Raw genomic sequence first — 15,657 nt, 5'->3', positions numbered from 1 at the left:
ACGCTCGATAATAGGAGTTTCAGCTTCTCTTCGATACTGACTCTTAATCAGTAGGTCGAAGGTTCGATTCCTTCCGCGCTCACCAAACCAAAAACTGCAAATTCAGCTAAGGCTTGTCCAGCGCCGCCAACCGCCGGTGTGCGATGCCTTGTGAATTATCAGGAGAATTTCGTTAGTTGCCTCATCTTTTCACGCAAACAGCACCCTTCAATGCGCCAATAGGGATCATTCCCAGCAAATTCCCGTTTTGGTACACACCCTGGTCCCTGTCCCAAAAATCTATTACGTACGCATCGGTTTCTTGGTACCATTTGCGACCACCAATAGTTCGTGGGGGCTCGACCCTTCCGGCGGAAGTTCAATCCAAGAGGAAAAGATCTGAGATTCTTCATGTTGCATCGGACACGTTAGCAGGTGTGGGGCGAAGTGTGTTTTAACTGCCTGCTGATCAGCGTTGCCCGCCATGGGGCAGATTCAGATCATCCGAAGCCCTTTTTGGGGGCCTCAAGGATTTCGCCAAGTCGGAAAGAAAAAACGTTCAATTGAACATCAAGGAGCAAAGAATGTCCCGATTGTCCCGACGTCCAGCGTTGTTACTGTTTCTTTTTCTGATTTTCGCAGCCCTGCCCATCCTGGCGCAGGTTTCACAGCCCAATTTGCAAGAGCAACCGACCGCAGGAGATCCGGTCCACGTTCTGCCTGTGCAAACTGTGCAGACTTTCCATCACGGCGTTCCGTGGCGCGATCCCAACGCGTTCGTAGCTTTCGCGGCCCCGGCCGGCGCACACCTCACGTACTTTGGCGGACCGATCATTTCCAACGTCCAGGTGGTGCAGGTGTTGTACGGAAGCGGCTCTTACAACGCGCAAGTTGCCGGAACCTCCTCACCCACCATGGGCAATTTCTTTGCTGATATCACCACCACCGGATTGATCACTTTACTGCAACAGTACAACACCAACATCTCGGGCGGTACCGGCCAGGTGTTTGGCAACGGCACGTTCGCCGGGCTGTTCCAGATTGTTCCCTCAGCTGGCAACAACGGCTCCACCATCACCGACGCGCAGATCCAGTCAGAGCTTCTGGCCCAGATCACCGCAGGTCACCTGCCCGCGCCGGTTATTGACGCTACAGGCAACCCGAACACCATCTATATGATCTACTTCCCCCCGGGGAAGACGATCTCGCAGGGCGGATCTTCAAGCTGCGTGGCCGGCGGTTTCTGCGCCTATCACGGTACCACGTCGACTTTGTTTAGCGGCAAGAACGTTCTGTACGGCGTACTGCCGGACATGCAGGCCGGCAGCGGCTGCGCTACGGGCTGCGGCACGTCGACCACGTTCGGCAACTACACCTCGGTGACCAGCCATGAGTTGGTCGAAGCCATGACCGATGCGTTTGTGGGCATTGCCACCACCTTCGCTCCACCCCTGGCCTGGTATGACCAGACCAACGGCGAAATTGGTGACATCTGCAACGGCCAGCAAGGTTCGTACGTCGCCAACGGCACCACGTACACCATCCAGCTGGAGTTCTCCAATTCTGCAAATAACTGCGTCAATTTCCCGGCGCAAAGCACGCCAAACTTCACGCTGTCGGCTTCACCGGCCAGCTTGAACGTTACCCAGGGCACCAGCGGAAGCAGCACCATCACCGTGACGCCTTCCGGCGGATTCACCGGCGCGGTGACGCTCTCCAACTCGGCGCTGCCTAGCGGCGTGACTGCCACGTTCGGCACCAACCCGACCACCGGCAGCAGCGTACTGACCTTTACCGCCAGCAGCACGGCGACGACCGGCACCAGCACGATCACCATCACCGGCGTGAACGGCACGCTGACGCACACCACCTCAGTCAGCCTGACGATCAGCGCCCCAGCGGCTCCGAACTTCACGCTGTCGGCTTCGCCGGCCAGTTTGAGCGTTACCCAGGGCACCAGCGGAAACAGCACCATCACCGTGACGCCCTCGGGCGGCTTCACGGGATCGGTCACGCTTTCCAACTCGGCCCTGCCTAGCGGCGTAACGGCAACGTTCGGAACCAATCCGACCACCTCCACCAGCGTGCTAACCTTTACCGCTAGCGCGTCTGCAACCACCGGCACCAGCACGATCACGATCACCGGCACGTCCGGGACCCTCACCCACACCACCACCATCAGCCTGACCGTGAATCCCTCGGGAGGTACAACGAACCTCATCGTCAATGGCGGCTTTGAGGCTGCTACAGCCGCTCCGTGGACTCTGACGGCCGGCGTGCTCAACACGTCCTCCTCGGAGCCACCGCATAGCGGAGTCAAGGACGCCTGGCTGGATGGCTACGGCACCTCGCATACTGACACAGCTACTCAGACGGTCACCATTCCGTCAACTGCAACCACGGCCACGCTGACCTTCTGGCTGCACATTGACACGGCTGAAACCACAACTACCACCGCATTTGACGTCCTGTCCATACAGGTCCTCAATACCGGCGGAACCCTGCTGCAAACGCTAGGCACTTTCTCCAACCTGAACAAGGCCGCCGGCTATACGCAGCGCTCCTTTAACGTGATCGCCTTCAAGGGCCAGACCATCCAGATACGCTTCCGCGGCGTTGAGGATTCCAGCCTGCAAACCTCGTTCGTGATTGACGACGTGGCTTTGAACGTCCAATAACGGAAGAGCTTTTTTTGAAACTGTCCGGGGCCGCGATGGCCCCGGATTTTTTTTCGGACAAAGCGAGAAAGATATGAGTGCCGAGGGAACTGTCCTCCCGCCAGCTCTTAAGTGTTTAGGCCGCCACGCCGCCGTTCCCAAAACGGGAACGTTAAAATAGATTCTTCTGCTTAACCAGAATTTCATTTGATTGAGTTGATGTCCCGCGTAGATACTCCAACTCGTCTATGAACTTCAAAAGCGCTGTAACTCGCACCATCCTTGCTGCAATCGCTCTCACCTTTGTTTTCCTTCTCCTGGTTCCACCGGCCGCAGTCCATGCCAGCTCCAGCGGAGTGGTGATCAGCCAGGTGTATGGCGGAGGTGGTAACGCCGGTTCCACGTTCAAGAACGATTTCATTGAGATATTCAATGCCGGTTCTGCTCCGGTGAACCTGAGTGGCTGGTCGGTGCAATACGCCGCGGCTGCGGGGACCACGTGGCAAGTCACCGCGCTCAACGGAAGCATCGCTCCGGGACAATATTTCCTGATCCAGGAATCGCAAGGCGCCGGCGGCACCACGCCTCTGCCCACACCTAACGCCACCGGCAACATCGCCATGAGCGCGACTGCGGGCAAGGTCGCTTTGGTCAGCAGCACCGTGGCATTGACCGGCAGCTGCCCCGTGGGTGGCGCGATCATAGACTTTGTCGGCTACGGCACCGGCTCCGGCGGCGCGAGTTGTTTTGAAGGCACGGCTGCGGCGCCCACGCTGACCAATACCACGGCCGACCTTCGCAAAAACAATGGTCTGCAAGATACTGACAACAACAGCGCAGATTTTGCCACCGGCACGCCCAACCCCCGCAACACTCCGGTAGGCACTACGAATCCGAGCGGCGCTGGAACGGCAAGCCCCGCCTCAGTCATTCAGGGCGGCACGACCTTATTAACAGTTCTGGTGACTCCAGGCGCCAATCCCACCAGCACTGGAATTGTCGTAACGGGAGACTTGAGCAGCATCGGAGGCTCAACGACCGAGCCCTTCTTTGACGACGGCACCAACGGCGACGTGACTGCGGGCAACAATACGTTCTCCTTCTCCACCGTCATCACGGTCAACACCACTCCCGGAAGCAAGACGCTGCCGATCTCGATCTCTGACGCGCAGGGCCGCAGCGGTTCAGCCACCATCTCGCTTACGGTTACCGCCGCGCCGCTGAATCTCTCGATTCATGACATTCAGGGGCCAGGAGACACCTCACCGTTCGTCGGCCGCTTGGTATCCACCACCGGAATTGTGACTGCTGTGGTCTCGAACGGTTTCTTCATCCAGAACCCTGACAGCGCCGTGGACTCTGATCCCAACACTTCGGAAGGCGTGTTTGTCTTTACTTCCAGCCGGCCCACTGCCGTAGCGACAGTCGGCAATCTGGTGCAGGTGACGGGAACGGTGAATGAGTTCATTCCCAGCAGCGATCCCAACAGCCCGCCTTCCACGGAAATCAGCGGTTCGCCGGCAATTGCGCTCATCAGCTCCGGCAACCCGCTGCCCACGCCCGTGACACTCACCGCCGCCGACACGGACCCCGCCGGGCCTATAGACCAGTTGGAAAAATACGAGGGCATGCGCGTCCACGTTGACGTGATGACGGTAACCGGCCCAACCGACGGCAACCTCAGCGAGGCCAATGCCACTTCAACCTCCAACGGTGTATTCTTTGGCGTGATCGCCGGTATCGCCCAGCCGTTCCGTGAGCCGGGAGTGCAATTGCCTGACCCGCTGCCGCCCGGCTCTCCCGCCAACGTGCCCAGATGGGATTCCAATCCTGAAATCCTGCGCGTGAATACCGCTGTGCAGAGCGGTTCCACCAAGCTCGATGTGACCACCGGCGCAACCGTGACCAGCCTGACTGGGCCGCTGGATTTCAATTCGCGCTTCTACACCATCCTCACTGATCCGGACTCGGGCGCGATAGCCAGCGGCAACGTGAGCGCCACACCGGTCCCGGTTGCAGCCGGTAACGAACTCACCATCGCGAACTTCAACCTGGAGCGCTTCTATGACACCGTGGACGATCCGGGCACCAGTGACGTGGCGCTCACCGCCACGGCCTTCGCCAATCGTCTGAACAAGGCTTCGCTGGCGGTCCGCAATGTCCTCAACACGCCGGACATTATCGGCGTGGAAGAAATGGAACATCTCACCACTCTGCAGGCCCTGGCTGCCAAGATCAGCAGCGATGCTGTTGCCGCAGGCCAGCCCGACCCCAATTACCAGGCGTTCCTGGTTGAGGGCAATGACGTGGGCGGAATAGACGTAGGGCTTCTGGTCAAGAGCACCATCAACGTAATTTCGGTGGAGCAGGTGGGCAAAGACACAACATTCATTCAGCCGGACGGCACGGCAGCGCTGCTGAATGATCGTCCGCCGCTGGTGCTTACGGCCACGGCATCACAGCCCGGTTCTGATACGTCGCTGCCGTTTACCATGGTGGTAAACCATCTGCGCTCCCTCCTGAGCATTGACGATCCAGTGGACGGCGCTCGCGTTCGCGCCAAACGGGCTGCGCAAGCTGAGTTCCTGGCCAATCTGCTGCAATCGCACCAGGCAGCGGGCGAGAACGTCATCTCCGTCTGCGATTGCAACTCCTTCGAGTTCAGTGATGGTTATGTGGATGTCCTGGGGACGATTCTCGGCCATCCGGCGCCCGCAGACCAGATTGTCCTTGCCAGCCCTGACCTGGTGGATCCCGATTTCACCGATCTGGTCACGACCTTGCCGCACGACCAGCAATACTCCTATGACTTCAACGGCAGCCATCAGGTGTTGGACCACGTTGTCGTGAGCCAGGGTATGCTGGCCAAGCTCAGCCGCTTCGCGATTGCCAGAAATGACGCGGACTTCCCTGAAGTCTTCCGCAATGACCCTAACCGGCCGGAGCGCATCTCCGACCACGATATGCCGGTGGCCTACTTCACGCTGCCTGAGCCCACACCGCCGGTCCTGCACTTGCCCGCGGACATCACAACGGAAGCAACCAGCGCGGCCGGAGCAATTGTGACCTTCACCGCCACAGCCAGCGACGCTCGCGATCCCATCACGGACGCTCTCTGCACGCCTGCTTCGGGTTCTTTGTTTGCCTTCGGCGCCACGACCGTGACTTGTTCGGCCACTAACAGCCGGCACAAGACAGCCACCGGCAGCTTCACGGTCACCGTGGTTGATACTACGGCGCCATTCGTCTCGGTGCTGGGCGTGAGCAGCGGAGCAACCTACACGCTGGGCGCCGTCCCCGCCGCCAGTTGTTCGACAACGGACTCAGCTTCCGGCGTTGCCATTCCGGCGGCTCTGTCCACCACCGGCGGAACGCCGAATGGTGTGGGCCACTTCACCGCTACATGCAGCGGCGCCGTGGACAATGCCGGCAACCATGCCCCGGCGGTGAGTGCCACGTACGACGTGCTGTATGTCTTCTCCGGTTTCCTGACGGCCCTCTCGCCGGATGGGCCGGATGGCAAGACCTTCAACGTTGGTTCGACAATCCCCGTCAAATGGCGGCTGCAGAACGCGCAAGGAGCGTTCATCGTGACCCCATCTTCGGTAGGGACCATCCAGGTTGCGCCGGATCCCTCCTGCGTTGCAGGCCAGCAAGGGCTGGCCGTTGACGCCAACTTTACCGGTACGGGTTTGTTGGAGAACAACGACAGGTTCCAGTTCAACTGGAAGACCACCGGCCTGGCGACGGGATGCTATGCCTTCCTGCTGCCTCTGGATGACGGTACGGTCAAGAGTGCCGTAGTGCAATTGCGTTAGACCGTGAGCATTTAGCAGAAATTGGTCCTGCTTCCGGATGAAAGCCGGAAGCGGGTTCACTTTTGTTGCGTTCTACGCTACGGGCGCAATCTGAATCGCCACACCGCTCAGGACGGAGTCGCCGGAGAGCGGATCGCGCAGGTTTTCATCCAACAGGGCGTTCAGGTTTGTGCCGGGCTGTGACGCAGCAACTGTCATCTTGGCTCCCGCCAAATCGTGGCCCCAGCCATGCGGCAAGCTCACAACGCCGGGCATCATGTCATCACTGATTTGTACTTCAGCTTCCACCGAGCTGTTGCCACGGGTGATGCGCGCCTTGCCGCCGTCGTGCAGGCCAAAGCGGGCGGCGTCCGCGGGATTGACCATGGCGGTGCAGCGGCTGCTTTTGGCCAGGACGGGCAGGTTGTGCATCCAGCTATTGTTGGAATGCAATTGCCGCCGGCCGATAATCACCAATTCCGGCGCCGGCTTCTCAAGATCGGCGGCCGCGCGCTTCAGGTCTTGCAGCAGCATGGGCGGCGCCAGTTCAATTTTTCCGGAAGGCGTGCGCAGGACTTCCGGCACCCGCGGCGAAAGCGGACCCAGATCAATGCCTCCTTTGGCGGCTTTCACCTGGTCCAGGTTCAGACCGTTTGATTTCAGACCATACTGATCGCCATAAGGCCCGCCTCGCAGCGCAAGATCCAGCAAGCGCTCCGGCCCGCTGCGATGGGCCACCGTTTTCAGCACGACAGCCGCCAGCGGTCCAGCCATGCGGCGGACATCCTCAGCGGCCAGTTCGTCGTCCAGTTGAGCGATGTCAACTCCTGCGCCCCGGCCCTTGACGATGCCGGTCAAGTGCAACAAAATTTCCCACTCGTCAGGCTGGCCCTGGGGGCGCGGCAGCACCGGCGCGCTGTAGCGAACGGTGTTGCGGCAGGCAAGCTGGGTGAAAGCTACGTCATAGTGCATGTCTTCCAGCGGGGAAGGCCCGGGAAGGATAATGTCCGCGTGGCGCGTGGTTTCATTCACATAGACGTCCAGGCTGACCATGAAGTCGAGTTGCTCCAGCGCCGCCGCCAGTCGCGCGCCGTTGGGCGATGACAGCACGGGGTTGCTGCCTACGGTAATCATGGCCCGCAACCGGCCTTCGCCGGGTGTATCAATTTCTTCGGCCAGGCAACTCATGGGGAATTCGCCGAAAACTTCCGGCGCGCCGGAGACGCGGCTCTTGCGCCGTCCGGTGACTACGCCGCGGCCGGTACCCGGCTTGCCCATGGTGTTGGCGGCAAACGCTGCCGCACGCGGAAACATGGCGCCGCCCGGTTCATCAAAATGTCCGGTCAAAATATTGAGCACGTCCACTAGCCAACTGGAAAGCGTGCCGAATTCCTGTGTGCAGGTCCCAATGCGGCCATAGACGGCGGCGCGCTTGGCCTTGGCCAGCCGGCGGGCGAGTTCACGAATGGCTGCGGCAGGGATTCCGCAGCGGTCGGCAACGCGCTCCGGAGAAAGATCAGCGACTGCAGTTTTCACCGCTTCTACGCCGGCGACGTGCTGGGCCATGCGCCCCAGCCGCACCAGCTTCTCTGCGAACAAAGTGTGCGTCAGGCCGAGCAGGAAGAAAACATCGCCGCCGGGGCGGATGAACAGATGTTGGTCGGCGATTTTGGCCGTGTCCGTGCGCCGCGGGTCCACCACTACCATCTGGCCGCCGCGCGCTTTCAATGCTTTGGCTTTGCCGCGGAAATTCGGCACCGTCCACAAGCTTCCGTTGGAGACCATGGGGTTGGCGCCCAGCACCAGCAGGAATTCCGTGCGCTCGATGTCGGGAACGGGGACCGACAGCCAGTCGCCAAACATGAGCCCGCAGGAAAGCTGTTTGGGCATCTGGTCCAGAGTGGAAGCGGTAAATACGTTGACGGTCCCCAATGCGCGGGCCAGCCGCGAGGCGTATAGCAACAAGCCAATCTTGTGGGCCACGGGATTGCCCAGCGTGATGCCCACGGCATCTTTGCCGTGTGCGGCGATGACCGGCGGCAGACGGCGCTCGATTTCCGCAAACGCTTCGTCCCAGGTTGCTTCCACAAACTGGCCGTCGCGCTTGATGAGCGGCGAGCGCAAGCGGTCAGGGTCTTCGTGCAGATCTTTGATGGCCACGCCCTTGGGGCAGATGTAGCCGCAGCTGAAAACGTCAGCGGCGTGACCGCGGATTCCCGTGATCTTTCCGCCGGCCAGCGTCAATTCCAGGCCACAGCAGGCTTCGCAAAAAGGGCAGATTCTATGGGCAACGGTCTCTCGGGCGTGTTGGTTCATTTGGATCCTCTAAAAGGATGCAGCGCTGAGGCTTTCCGGTCCGAAGGGGGCACAATATCGTAATAAGACTGCTTCTGATGGAAGATTAAAGCCTTTGCGTATCCAAAGTAAACAGCCAAACAATCCTGCCTGATGCCGGTGTTCTGCCTTGGCGCGTCCGGACGACAATTGGCGCGCATGTCGAACGCCACCAATTTGTAAAATAGCCCCGTCATGATTGTTCTTGCCGGGGCCATCGCCCTGCTGTCGTGGATTTATCTTGCGTTCTGGCGCGGAAGCTTCTGGCGCGCAGAGCGGCTGGTTGCGCCGTCGCCGCCTGCGCACCAGCCTGCTGTCCGTGTGACGGCCATCGTGCCCGCGCGCGATGAAGCCGGCGTGGTGGGCCGAAGCGTTGCGTCGCTGCTGAAGCAAAGCGGAGTTGGGATCAGCGTTATTCTGGTGGATGACGGCAGCAGTGACGGCACCGCCGAAGTCGCTCGTCGCGCCGCCGCCGAGTCCGGTCATCCGGAGCGGCTGATCATCATCACCGGCCAGCCGCTGCCTCCGGGATGGTCCGGGAAATTGTGGGCGGTGGAGCAAGGTGTGCAACGGGTGCGCGAGCTGCATGCGGATTTTTATTTGCTCACCGATGCCGACATTGAGCACGCGCCGGACAGCGTGGCCACGCTGGCAGCCATTGCCGCCCGCGGCCCGTATGACCTGGCGTCTTTCATGGTCATGCTGCATTGCGGTACTTTCGCGGAACGGGCGTTGATTCCCGCGTTCGTCTTTTTTTTCTTCTTGCTGTATCCGCCTGCCTGGATCGCCGACCGCCGTCGTGTCACAGCGGGCGCAGCAGGCGGCAGCATTCTGGTTCGTCCGCAGATCCTGGAACGCGCCGGAGGCATTGCCGCTATCCGAGGTGAGGTCATTGACGATTGCGCTTTGGCCAAGAACGTGAAACGCAGCGGCGGCAGTGTGTGGCTGGGATTGAGCCGCGAAACACGGAGCATTCGCCCCTACGGTTCCTTCGCTGAAATCGGACGCATGATCTCCCGCAGTGCGTTCAACCAGCTGCGGCATTCAGCGCTTTTGTTGTTCTTGTCGTTCTTCGGCATGGCGCTGGCGTATCTGTTGCCGCCCTTGCTCGTGGTCTTCAGTCACCGGCTGGTTCCCGCGCTGCTGGGCGCCGCGGCCTGGATATTGATGTCCATTTGCTACGGGCCCATCATCCGGTTTTACCGGCTGAATCTGCTGTGGTCGCTGGCACTGCCGCTGGTGGCACTCTTTTATATGGGCGCAACTTTTCATTCCGCGTGGAAGTACTGGCTGGGACGGGGAGGAGAATGGAAAGGACGTGTCCAGGACCCGGCCAGGGACTAGAATCCGCTACTTCATGCTGACGCGCTGCGGTTGGAGCCGATGTTCTTCAGCGTCGTCATCCGGCTGAGGGTTCCCGTCTTCTACTTCAAGGGGGTCGGGCCGGTTCACCTTGATGCCCACGGCGGCGAAGATGCGCTCTTTCGGAACCGCGTCAAAATCTGAGGAAAGCTCCCGCATGCGGGCCAGCGTTTCCGCCGAGGGCCGCGCGGGCAGCGGATCACTGTGAGTGATAGTCCATATCCAACCCACCAGGGCGATCAGGTAGGCCAGTTGTCCCATCACGCCGCTAATGGTGATCAGCAGGCTGCCCTTGTACATCGCCACGGCAAAGCGCGTGGTCGCCTGCACTGTCAAATACAGTATGAACCCGGCGGCAATTTCCGCCTGGGATGACTTCCAGGTGATTCCCAGAGATTTGGATTGCACCAGCAATACCCAGAGTAGCACCGCGTCCGCCAGGAAAATTGTCCGCTCAACGGTCAGTGGTATTTCATAGAAAACGCCCGTGGCGTGGACCGGCAGCATCACGGAAATCGCGACTGCGGTGGAAATGCCCAGGAAGGCCCAGAAGCAGAACCGGGCCACGGTGCGTCCGGGAAGCGACTGAAACGGCTCCAGCACCTTGACCATGATCTCCAGCACCACCAGGTTCAGCAGAATGGCTTCAATGAAATCCGCCAGGTAGTAGCTGAAGGCATAGACTTCTTTGCTGGCCAGAACCAGAATTGCCAGCGAAACAACGGACTGGGCCGCCATATAGAAGAGGTAGTAGCTGAAGACCTTCCATTGGCGGTAAAAGTCTTTTCTCCTGACCAGGGCCAAGCAAGCCAGAAATTGGCAGCAAATGCCGCTGCCGCTGAGCCAAAATCCGTAGTCGAGGAGATAGCGCTTCATCAACAGATTATTGGACGGACGTGCTCGGAGGCTTGGTGGGAAGCGGATTGGTACCCGCCGTCCCCGGCTTCGCGACGATCGGGAGCTTGGGGGCGATTGTGCCCAACAACAGCGCGAGCGCGAACATAAAATTCATGACCATTTTTGGAGAACCCCTTTTGTCGCCACCCTTGTTAGCAGTCGTAGGGATGGCTGGTGGCGCTCACTTTGGCTCGTCCATCTGGCCCGAATATGCGGGTCAAAAGACACAATCGGAGCGGCCTAATGAGCATCCATTTCACATTATTAGGCCCTGTTTGCAACTAGGCCATATACCCTAAGGTCAGCGTCCAGGGTCACTTGAGCGGACGCTGCCTCAGGTGTGAGGGACAGTTGGCGGGGATTGGCCCAACCTGCTGATAGGCAGATTCTTATGCTGATAATCGGCGGAGCCAGGTAATCAGCGTCTAAGGCGAAGAACGGGCAGCGTTTACCTTCCTGGTTCCCTTCAGCCGCGCGCTATTTCAGCCAGGTTTTGGCCAGCTCAGCTTCTTCCACAATAATCGCAAGCGCCAGACGCGTTTCGCTTACCAGAAGGACGCAGCCCGCCACCAGTCCTGTGAACCCGAGTCCGCCCGCCACCAGGCCGATACCGGTGATCACCTCAAAGGGCAGCCGGTAATTCGTGGACGCCAGCACCGCGCCAAGAATCGAAACCAGGCTGGCTCCGGCAAACGCGCCAACGGCGCCGTAAAAGTACCTCATGGCGCGCACCAGCAGCGATCCGCGCTTCTCCATGCGGCCCAGGTGGTTCACCCACATTTTGGCGCTGGCGTCTCCCGGCGGAGCGCCGTGAATTTCGCGCGCAATTTGGCGCGTCCGGTCCACCACACGCGCCAGACGGTTGCTGGTGCCCAGGGCCAGCACGGAGGAAGCATTCGTGAACACCGCGGGCGCGGCGATAAACGTCAAAATGGCAAATGGATTGTCGCTGAGAGGCGTTGGCATCACCTCAACAGTATGCTACGCGCTGCGGCCAGGAGCAAAGCTCTTGGTCTTCTTTCGTTCGCGCTGAGCGCGGCGATTGGACAGCGGCCGCGCTCAAAAAGTAATCTTGGTTCCATGGATTTCTCTTCCATCCGGCTGATCACATTCGATTGCTACGGCACCCTGATTGATTGGGAGACGGGGATGCTCGCTGCTTTGCGTCCCTTGTTTTCCCGCGAGGGCCGGCAGGTCTCCGATCTCCAGCTTCTGGAGCACTATGGCGAGATTGAAGCGGAGCTCGAAGCCGGACCCTACCTTCCGTACAAACAAGTACTCTCACAGACCGTACAGGAAATGGGCCGCCGGCTGGGAGCCACGATTTCGGAAGACGACGGCAGCCGCTTTGCCCAATCTCTCACCAGTTGGGAGCCGTTCCCCGACACGGTTGCTGGTCTGCACGCGCTGTCCCGGCGTTTCCGCCTGGGCGTGATCTCCAACATTGATGATGACTTGTTTGCCGTGACAAAAAAGAAACTGGGCGTGGAGTTCTCGCTCATTGTGACGGCGCAGCAAGTGCAGAGCTATAAGCCGTCTCTCAGGAATTTTCAGGAGGCGATGGCGCGCAGCGGCCTCAAGAAGCAGGAAATCCTCCACGCCGCGCAGAGCCTGTACCACGATGTTGTTCCGGCGAACCTGCTGGGCATCCGCAACGCGTGGGTCAACCGGCCGTCCATCCGGCCAGGTTCCGGCGCTGCCAAGCCCGCGGTGGCGCAGCCCACGGTGCAGGTCAGCAGCGTGGCGGAGTTGGCGCAATTGCTGTTGAAATGAGACGCGGCCGCGTTACTTCCCATTCTCTGCGGGCGCAATCTGCACATACTGCCAGCCAAAGCGTCCTTTGATGCACAGGTTCCCGTGGGTGACCGTGTGGTCCAGCGGAGAAGTTACGCGGACGATCTTTCCGTCCTGTTCATGGACCGTGAGATTGCAACCCACCCCGCAATAAGGACAAATGGTGTCCATCTGCGACTGGCGTGCTTCGTCCCAAGTGCCCGCCTGGCGCATGTCATATTCGCTCTTGAACATGAGCGCCCCGGTGGGACAAACGCCGATGCAGTTGCCGCAGTAGACGCAGGCCGAGTCAGGCAGGGGAACGTCAAACTCCGTGGCGATATGCGCGGAAAAGCCGCGGCCCGCCACCGCGATGGCGAACGTGTTCTGCGCGTCCACGCCGCAGGCTTCCACGCACTTGTAGCAGAGGACGCACTTGGAGTAGTCGCGGACGTACAGATCGTTGTCAATCTTCACCGGCTGGGCGACGGTGGCGTGCGCGTCGCCAAAGCGTTCCGGGTGCGCGCCGTAGCGCTTCATATATTCCTGCATGGCTGGCGCGGTGGAAAGGTCCACCGACGACGCCAAAAACTCCAGCACCAGTCGGCGGCTTAGGCGTACGCGTTCCGAGTCCGTCTTAATGGACATGTTGGGTTCCGCTTTGCGCGAACAAGCCGGAACCAGCGTGCGCGAACCTTCGAGTTCGACGACACATACGCGGCACACGTTGACGGGCGTCAGGCTTTCGAGGAAGCACAGTGTCGGAGTGTCAATGCCAATTTTTTTGGCGGCGTCGAGAATCGTTGATCCCTCGGGGACGGAAATAGCGCGGTCGTCAATCTTGATTTCAACCAACCTGCGCTCGCGCTCCGGCGGCGCTTGCGGCACGGGTCCGCGCGGCAGAGGAATGGTGGGCTGGGGCGCGTCGAGCAATTGCGTGATTGCTGTAACCGATTTGCTCATGAGAACAATCTCCATCTCTGTAGCGCGGATTCCAGCGCGCTGGCTGCGGTCTGGCCCAGACCGCAGATTGAGGCGTCGCGCATGGCCTGGGCCATCTCGCGGACCAAATTCAATTCCTGCGCCGCGGAGCCGAGAGGCTTGCCGTTCATCAGGCGCTGCAACGCCTCTTCCTGGCGAGTCACGCCCACGCGGCAGGGAACACACTGGCCGCAGGTTTCATGGCGGAAGAAGCTGGCGATGCGCAGCAGGATGCGGCGCAGATCCACCGTATCGTCAAACAGCATGACCACGCCCGAACCCAGCGTAGCGCCGATGGCGCGCGTCCCTTCAAAAGTCAGCGGCGTATCGAGTTCCTTGGGCGCAACAAAAGTTCCGGCCGCGCCGCCCAGCAGGACAGCTTGCAATTTGCCGCTGCCAGCCACGCCGCCGGCAAGATCCATAAGCTGGCGCAGCGTGGTTCCCATGACGGTTTCGTAAACGCCGGGGCGCGCCACGTGTCCGCACAAGCAGAAGAGCCGGGTGCCCGCGGAATTCTCCGTACCCAGCTTGGCATAAGCCGCGCCGCCTTCACGGATGATGCCGGGGACGTTCACCAGCGTTTCCACGTTGTTGACCGCGGTGGGCTGGCGGAAGAGGCCGGACTGCGTGGGGAACGGCGGCTTGTTGCGCGGCTCGCCGCGGTAGCCTTCAATCGAATTGAACAGCGCGGTTTCTTCACCGCAGATGTAAGCACCCGCGCCGCGGCGAATTTCAATGTTAAAGCTCAGGTCGCTGCCCAGAATGTTTTCACCGAGGAACCCGTTCTTGCGGGCATCGTCGATGGCGTTTTGCATGCGCTCGGCGGCCAGCGGGTATTCGCCGCGCAGGTAGATGTAGCCCTGGCGCGCGCCGGTGACCAAGCCGGCAATCGTCATGCCCTCAAGAACAGCGAACGGATCGCCTTCCATCAAGATGCGGTCTTTGAACGTGCCGGGTTCGGATTCGTCGGCGTTGCAGATCACGTAGTGTGTGCGGCTGGAGTCGGTTTGCAGCAGGTGACGCTGCAGGAAGAGAGCTTCCCACTTATTGGCCGTGGGAAACGCCGCGCCGCCGCGCCCCAGAAGCTTGGAAGCAGAGATCTCACGCAACGTGCCTTCCGCGCCAAACGCAAGAGCTTTTCTCAAACCTTGATAGCCGCCGAGCTTTTTGTAACCTTCCAAGCCGGATGCGTCGCCTTGGCTAAAGCGCTGGAGAAGCCGCAGAGGCGATGAATCACGCTTCTGCGCGGCCTGCGGAACACTGGCCTTGATGTTAAGTTCGTCCGGCTCTGCTGGCATTCGCCCGGCAACGGCGTCGCTCACTAATGTCTGAACAGTTTCCGCCGACGCAGGCGCCAACACGCGTTCGCGCGGTTTTTCCCCGGCTGCGCTGATCAGCGCGGCGGGAGCGCGCTCACACAGGCCAAGGCATTGGCTGCGCAGCCAAGTAGCGCGTCCGCCGGAGCACGGGGAACCTGCGGGACCAAGTTTCTTTTCCAGTTCGGCACAAACTTTGTCCGAACCGCGCGTGATGCACGCAATGTCGTCGCAAACGTGCGCTACCACCGCAGGCCGTGCCGCCAGCGAAAACATTCCATAGAAAGACGCCACGCCGTGCACTTCCGCGGGAGCAACGTCCAAGCGCACGGCAACATAGTTGAGAGCGCCCGGACTGATCCACCCTATGCGCTTCTGCACCGCGTGGAGCACGGGAAGCAGCCTGTGGCGCGAGCCATAGTGGCCGTTGAACGCCGAGCGCGTGTCTGCGGTTTGCCGCTGGCCGCCTTGCCAGCCGGATTCCGGCGCGCCCAGTTCTGAATCAACAGCGGCGCGTTCGTCTGCGGTGGCTTGCGCGCTGGTCAGATGAAGGTCCAAAGG

The 15,657-nt window shown here is 60.4% G+C and carries 9 protein-coding genes; 4 read left to right on the top strand and 5 right to left on the bottom strand.

Annotation, left to right across the window (positions count from 1 at the left end):
• The first annotated feature begins 563 nt into the window (after nt 1-563).
• Complete coding sequence (locus LAO20_00310; protein MBZ5529845.1) at nt 564-2,657, top strand: immune inhibitor A; 2,094 nt, start codon at nt 564-566, stop codon at nt 2,655-2,657.
• Between the two features lie 227 nt (nt 2,658-2,884).
• Nucleotides 2,885-6,454 (top strand): lamin tail domain-containing protein, encoded by a 3,570-nt coding sequence (locus LAO20_00305; protein ID MBZ5529844.1) that lies wholly within the window; start codon nt 2,885-2,887, stop codon nt 6,452-6,454.
• A gap of 72 nt (nt 6,455-6,526) precedes the next feature.
• On the opposite strand, the gene LAO20_00300 is transcribed toward LAO20_00305, so the two are convergent.
• Nucleotides 6,527-8,749, bottom strand: coding sequence for a molybdopterin-dependent oxidoreductase (locus tag LAO20_00300; protein ID MBZ5529843.1), 2,223 nt, complete (start codon nt 8,747-8,749; stop codon nt 6,527-6,529).
• Between the two features lie 213 nt (nt 8,750-8,962).
• On the opposite strand from LAO20_00300, the gene LAO20_00295 reads away from it, so the two are divergent.
• On the top strand, nt 8,963-10,111 hold the full coding sequence (locus LAO20_00295) for a glycosyltransferase (GenBank protein ID MBZ5529842.1): 1,149 nt from the start codon (nt 8,963-8,965) through the stop codon (nt 10,109-10,111).
• A 6-nt stretch (nt 10,112-10,117) separates the two neighbouring features.
• Here the strand turns inward: LAO20_00295 and LAO20_00290 are convergent, their stop codons facing one another.
• A complete protein-coding gene (locus tag LAO20_00290) occupies nt 10,118-11,005 on the bottom strand; it encodes a hypothetical protein (protein ID MBZ5529841.1) in 888 nt (295 codons plus the stop codon).
• Nucleotides 11,006-11,503: 498 nt separating this feature from the next.
• Nucleotides 11,504-11,992 (bottom strand): DUF2721 domain-containing protein, encoded by a 489-nt coding sequence (locus LAO20_00285; GenBank protein ID MBZ5529840.1) that lies wholly within the window; start codon nt 11,990-11,992, stop codon nt 11,504-11,506.
• Between the two features lie 114 nt (nt 11,993-12,106).
• On the opposite strand from LAO20_00285, the gene LAO20_00280 reads away from it, so the two are divergent.
• On the top strand, nt 12,107-12,799 hold the full coding sequence (locus tag LAO20_00280) for a haloacid dehalogenase type II (protein ID MBZ5529839.1): 693 nt from the start codon (nt 12,107-12,109) through the stop codon (nt 12,797-12,799).
• Nucleotides 12,800-12,811: 12 nt separating this feature from the next.
• Here LAO20_00280 and LAO20_00275 read toward each other — a convergent pair whose 3' ends face one another.
• Both LAO20_00275 and LAO20_00270 read right to left on the bottom strand, forming a co-directional pair.
• Nucleotides 12,812-13,762: a (2Fe-2S)-binding protein gene (locus LAO20_00275; protein ID MBZ5529838.1), complete on the bottom strand. Its 951-nt coding sequence runs from the start codon at nt 13,760-13,762 to the stop codon at nt 12,812-12,814.
• Entirely contained in the window at nt 13,759-15,654 is a 1,896-nt protein-coding gene (locus tag LAO20_00270) for an NAD(P)H-dependent oxidoreductase subunit E (GenBank protein MBZ5529837.1), read from the bottom strand. Before LAO20_00270 ends, LAO20_00275 begins: the two co-directional genes overlap by 4 nt.
• Between the last annotated feature and the right edge of the window lie 3 nt (nt 15,655-15,657).

The sequence above is a fragment of the Terriglobia bacterium genome (assembly GCA_020072815.1).
GTDB lineage: Bacteria > Acidobacteriota > Terriglobia > Terriglobales > Acidobacteriaceae > Angelobacter.
The sequence above is the reverse complement of the archived record's forward strand: the minus strand, read 5'-3'. Positions and strand labels throughout refer to the sequence as shown.